At 53.4% G+C, this 5,677-nt stretch carries 2 tRNA genes and 3 rRNA genes; all 5 read right to left on the bottom strand.

The window, feature by feature from the left end:
* Window positions 1-25: 25 nt before the first annotated feature.
* The 5 genes from rrf to RQH86_RS22860 all read right to left on the bottom strand — a co-directional run bounded on the left by rrf (window position 26) and on the right by RQH86_RS22860 (window position 5,231).
* Window positions 26-140, bottom strand: a 5S ribosomal RNA gene (rrf, locus tag RQH86_RS22880).
* Between the two features lie 169 nt (window positions 141-309).
* Window positions 310-3,190, bottom strand: a 23S ribosomal RNA gene (locus tag RQH86_RS22875).
* A gap of 228 nt (window positions 3,191-3,418) precedes the next feature.
* Window positions 3,419-3,495: transfer RNA gene (locus RQH86_RS22870), tRNA-Ile, on the bottom strand.
* A gap of 19 nt (window positions 3,496-3,514) precedes the next feature.
* A tRNA-Ala gene (locus RQH86_RS22865) sits at window positions 3,515-3,590 on the bottom strand.
* A 94-nt stretch (window positions 3,591-3,684) separates the two neighbouring features.
* Window positions 3,685-5,231, bottom strand: a 16S ribosomal RNA gene (locus tag RQH86_RS22860).
* Together the 16S, 23S and 5S rRNA genes with 2 tRNA genes alongside form the textbook arrangement of a ribosomal RNA operon.
* Between the last annotated feature and the right edge of the window lie 446 nt (window positions 5,232-5,677).

The following is a 5,677-nucleotide window of genomic DNA, read 5'->3' as shown; positions in this document are numbered from 1 at the left end:
TTGGACTGAGGGTTTCGGGTAAAGCCCCTGGCGATGACCTACTCTCGCATGGCTTGAGCCACACTACCATCGGCGCAGCTGCGTTTCACTTCCGAGTTCGGGATGGGATCGGGTGGTTCCACAGCGCTAATTTCACCAGGGAGACGGTTGGAGTGTCGCCAGTCGGAGCTTCATGGCAAACGGATGCAGGTTAGTGCAAGCGTTTGCGTTGAAGCGCCTACGGCGCTCGTCTCGCATAGTTAACTTGTGACGTAGCTTGCGTTTGCGGATCTACCAACGTTCGTTGGGACCAAGGCAACTTGAGGTTATATGGTCAAGCCGCACGGATCATTAGTATCAGTTAGCTCAATACATTGCTGTACTTACACACCTGACCTATCAACCACATAGTCTATATGGTTCCTTTAGGGGGCTTGTGCCCCGGGAAGTCTCATCTTGAGGCGCGCTTCCCGCTTAGATGCTTTCAGCGGTTATCGCTTCCGAACATAGCTACCCGGCAATGCCACTGGCGTGACAACCGGAACACCAGAGGTTCGTCCACTCCGGTCCTCTCGTACTAGGAGCAGCCCCTCTCAAACTTCCAACGCCCATGGCAGATAGGGACCGAACTGTCTCACGACGTTCTGAACCCAGCTCGCGTACCACTTTAAATGGCGAACAGCCATACCCTTGGGACCGACTACAGCCCCAGGATGTGATGAGCCGACATCGAGGTGCCAAACACCGCCGTCGATATGAACTCTTGGGCGGTATCAGCCTGTTATCCCCGGAGTACCTTTTATCCGTTGAGCGATGGCCCTTCCATACAGAACCACCGGATCACTAAGACCTACTTTCGTACCTGCTTGATCCGTCGATCTTGCAGTCAAGCACGCTTATGCCTTTGCACACAGTGCGCGATGTCCGACCGCGCTGAGCGTACCTTCGTGCTCCTCCGTTACTCTTTAGGAGGAGACCGCCCCAGTCAAACTACCCACCATACACGGTCCCTGATCCGGATAACGGATCTAGGTTAGAACGTCAAGCACGACAGGGTGGTATTTCAAGGATGGCTCCACTGCAGCTAGCGCCACAGTTTCATAGCCTCCCACCTATCCTACACAGACGAACTCAACGTTCAGTGTAAAGCTATAGTAAAGGTTCACGGGGTCTTTCCGTCTTGCCACGGGAACGCTGCATCTTCACAGCGATTTCAATTTCACTGAGTCTCGGGTGGAGACAGCGCCGCTGTCGTTACGCCATTCGTGCAGGTCGGAACTTACCCGACAAGGAATTTCGCTACCTTAGGACCGTTATAGTTACGGCCGCCGTTTACTGGGGCTTCGATCAAGAGCTTCGCCTTGCGGCTGACCCCATCAATTAACCTTCCAGCACCGGGCAGGCGTCACACCCTATACGTCCACTTTCGTGTTTGCAGAGTGCTGTGTTTTTGATAAACAGTCGCAGCGGCCTGGTTTCTGCGACCCTCTTCAGCTATAGCTCGCATGAGCCACCAAAAAGGGTGCACCTTCTCCCGAAGTTACGGTGCCATGTTGCCTAGTTCCTTCACCCGAGTTCTCTCAAGCGCCTGAGAATTCTCATCCTACCCACCTGTGTCGGTTTACGGTACGGTCTTCGTGAGCTGAAGCTTAGGAGCTTTTCCTGGAAGCGTGGTATCAGTGACTTCGCCATAAAGGCTCGTCTCGGTGCTCGGTCTTAAAGAATCCCGGATTTGCCAAAGATTCAAACCTACCGCCTTTCCCCGGGACAACCAACGCCCGGTACACCTAACCTTCTCCGTCCCTCCATCGCACTCACGCGAGGTGCAGGAATATTAACCTGCTTCCCATCGACTACGGCTTTCGCCCTCGCCTTAGGGACCGACTAACCCTGCGTCGATTAACGTTGCGCAAGGAAACCTTGGGCTTTCGGCGTGCGGGCTTTTCACCCGCATTATCGTTACTCATGTCAGCATTCGCACTTCCGATACCTCCAGCAGACTTCTCAATCCACCTTCGCAGGCTTACGGAACGCTCCTCTACCGCGCATAAAACAAGTTTTATGCACCCCAAGCTTCGGTTCACTGCTTAGCCCCGTTAAATCTTCCGCGCAGACCGACTCGACCAGTGAGCTATTACGCTTTCTTTAAAGGGTGGCTGCTTCTAAGCCAACCTCCTGGCTGTCTGTGCCTTTCCACATCGTTTTCCACTTAGCAGTGAATTTGGGACCTTAGCTGTGGGTCTGGGTTGTTTCCCTTTTCACGACGGACGTTAGCACCCGCCGTGTGTCTCCCGGATAGTACGTACTGGTATTCGGAGTTTGCAATGGTTTGGTAAGTCGCGATGACCCCCTAGCCATAACAGTGCTCTACCCCCAGTAGTATTCGTCCGAGGCGCTACCTAAATAGCTTTCGAGGAGAACCAGCTATCTCCGGGTTCGATTAGCTTTTCACTCCTAATCACAGCTCATCCCCGTCTTTTGCAACAGACGTGGGTTCGGGCCTCCAGTACCTGTTACGGCACCTTCACCCTGGCCATGACTAGATCACCCGGTTTCGGGTCTACTGCCCGCGACTATGCGCCCTTATCAGACTCGGTTTCCCTTCGCCTCCCCTATACGGTTAAGCTTGCCACGAACAGTAAGTCGCTGACCCATTATACAAAAGGTACGCAGTCACTCTTGCGAGCTCCTACTGCTTGTACGCACACGGTTTCAGGATCTATTTCACTCCCCTCTCCGGGGTTCTTTTCGCCTTTCCCTCACGGTACTGGTTCACTATCGGTCGGTCAGGAGTATTTAGCCTTGGAGGATGGTCCCCCCATATTCAGACAGGGTTTCACGTGCCCCGCCCTACTCGTCTTCACTGGAGTGGCCCTTTTAAATACAGGGCTATCACCTTCTATGGCCAATCTTTCCAGATTGTTTTTCTAAAGCCATTCCAGCTTAAGGGCTGTTCCCCGTTCGCTCGTCACTACTTAGGGAATCTCGGTTGATTTCTTTTCCTCCGGTTACTTAGATATTTCAGTTCACCGGGTTCGCTTCCAGCAGCTATGAATTCACTGCAGGATACTGCCGAAGCAGTGGGTTTCCCCATTCGGATATTGCCGGATCAAAGCTTGTTGCCAGCTCCCCGACACTTTTCGCAGGCTACCACGTCCTTCATCGCCTCTGACCGCCTAGGCATCCACCGTGTGCGCTTATTCGCTTGACCATATAACCCCAAGTTGCCTCGGAGCTATATGTACGTGTTGTGTGGGGTACAAAGCCACCAACGCGAACATACGACTCAATTATTTAGGGACTCGAAGTCCCCGCCTTAGCCTCAACGACACGTTTAGATAGATATCTCAAACGCTCGCTACGTCACAAGTTATAAAAGAACATGTATCAGCCTCAACGCTGATCCATATAAATTCTTAAGTGTGCACTACATTCAGAGTGGTGGGTCTGGGTAGACTCGAACTACCGACCTCACCCTTATCAGGGGTGCGCTCTAACCACCTGAGCTACAGACCCGAAGTCTTTTCACTCAATATGGTGGAGCCTGTCGGGATCGAACCGACGACCCCCTGCTTGCAAAGCAGGTGCTCTCCCAGCTGAGCTAAGGCCCCAAAAGGGACTTCGCATACCGACCTGTGCCGGTATGAATCTCTGAATGCAGGTAATTTGTGAGGACGCCCGACAGGACGAATGACGTCATGCTCAAAAGGAGGTGATCCAGCCGCACCTTCCGATACGGCTACCTTGTTACGACTTCACCCCAGTCATCGGCCACACCGTGGCAAGCGCCCTCCCGAAGGTTAAGCTACCTGCTTCTGGTGCAACAAACTCCCATGGTGTGACGGGCGGTGTGTACAAGGCCCGGGAACGTATTCACCGCAGCAATGCTGATCTGCGATTACTAGCGATTCCGACTTCATGGAGTCGAGTTGCAGACTCCAATCCGGACTGAGATAGGGTTTCTGGGATTGGCTTGCCCTCGCGGGTTTGCAGCCCTCTGTCCCTACCATTGTAGTACGTGTGTAGCCCTGGTCGTAAGGGCCATGATGACTTGACGTCATCCCCACCTTCCTCCGGTTTGTCACCGGCGGTCTCCTTAGAGTTCCCACCATTACGTGCTGGCAACTAAGGACAAGGGTTGCGCTCGTTGCGGGACTTAACCCAACATCTCACGACACGAGCTGACGACAGCCATGCAGCACCTGTCTCACGGTTCCCGAAGGCACCAATCCATCTCTGGAAAGTTCCGTGGATGTCAAGACCAGGTAAGGTTCTTCGCGTTGCATCGAATTAAACCACATACTCCACCGCTTGTGCGGGCCCCCGTCAATTCCTTTGAGTTTCAGTCTTGCGACCGTACTCCCCAGGCGGCGAACTTAACGCGTTAGCTTCGATACTGCGTGCCAAATTGCACCCAACATCCAGTTCGCATCGTTTAGGGCGTGGACTACCAGGGTATCTAATCCTGTTTGCTCCCCACGCTTTCGTGCCTCAGTGTCAGTGTTGGTCCAGGTAGCCGCCTTCGCCACGGATGTTCCTCCCGATCTCTACGCATTTCACTGCTACACCGGGAATTCCGCTACCCTCTACCACACTCTAGTGACCCAGTATCCACTGCAATTCCCAGGTTGAGCCCAGGGCTTTCACAACAGACTTAAACCACCACCTACGCACGCTTTACGCCCAGTAATTCCGAGTAACGCTTGCACCCTTCGTATTACCGCGGCTGCTGGCACGAAGTTAGCCGGTGCTTATTCTTTGGGTACCGTCAGAACAATCGGGTATTAACCGACTGCTTTTCTTTCCCAACAAAAGGGCTTTACAACCCGAAGGCCTTCTTCACCCACGCGGCATGGCTGGATCAGGCTTGCGCCCATTGTCCAATATTCCCCACTGCTGCCTCCCGTAGGAGTCTGGACCGTGTCTCAGTTCCAGTGTGGCTGATCATCCTCTCAGACCAGCTACGGATCGTCGCCTTGGTGGGCCTTTACCCCGCCAACTAGCTAATCCGACATCGGCTCATTCAATCGCGCGAAGCCCGAAGGTCCTCCGCTTTCACCCGTAGGTCGTATGCGGTATTAGCGTAAGTTTCCCTACGTTATCCCCCACGAAAGAGTAGATTCCGATGTATTCCTCACCCGTCCGCCACTCGCCACCCATAAGAGCAAGCTCTTACTGTGCTGCCGTTCGACTTGCATGTGTTAGGCCTGCCGCCAGCGTTCACTCTGAGCCAGGATCAAACTCTTCACTTAAAATTACATGTCCGAAGACAAATTACTTTAGCTGCAGAAGTTCAACCACTGACAACTTATCGCTTGCAAAGCAATTAATATGTTGCTTTTTGATTAAACGTCTGCAAGATGGACAATCATCCTTCCTGCAGGCGTCCGCACAAATTACCTGCGCACACTGTCAAAGAACATTGGGAAGTGGCCTCAGCGCCGTTCCCGTCGGCTTCGTCGTTTCCGTCGAAGCGAGCCGCCCATTATAGCGGACTTTTTCTTGCCGTCAACACCTTGTTTCCGAGGTGGTTGACGCTACTTCGTTTCAACCCGAAGGTTTTCTGCGAAGCGAGCCGGCCATATTAGCAGGCTTTTCATCTCCGTCAACCCCTCGTGAAGAGGAAGTTGCCGCCGCTGCACTTCAATCCGCCGTAGCGTCTTTCCGTGTAGCGAGCCGCCCATCATAGCCGGCTTTT

Source organism: Xanthomonas sp. WCS2018Noco2-27 (assembly GCF_031843525.1).
Lineage (GTDB): Bacteria > Pseudomonadota > Gammaproteobacteria > Xanthomonadales > Xanthomonadaceae > Xanthomonas.
Note: the sequence above shows the minus strand (reverse complement) of the source record. Positions and strands in the feature narration are given on the sequence as shown.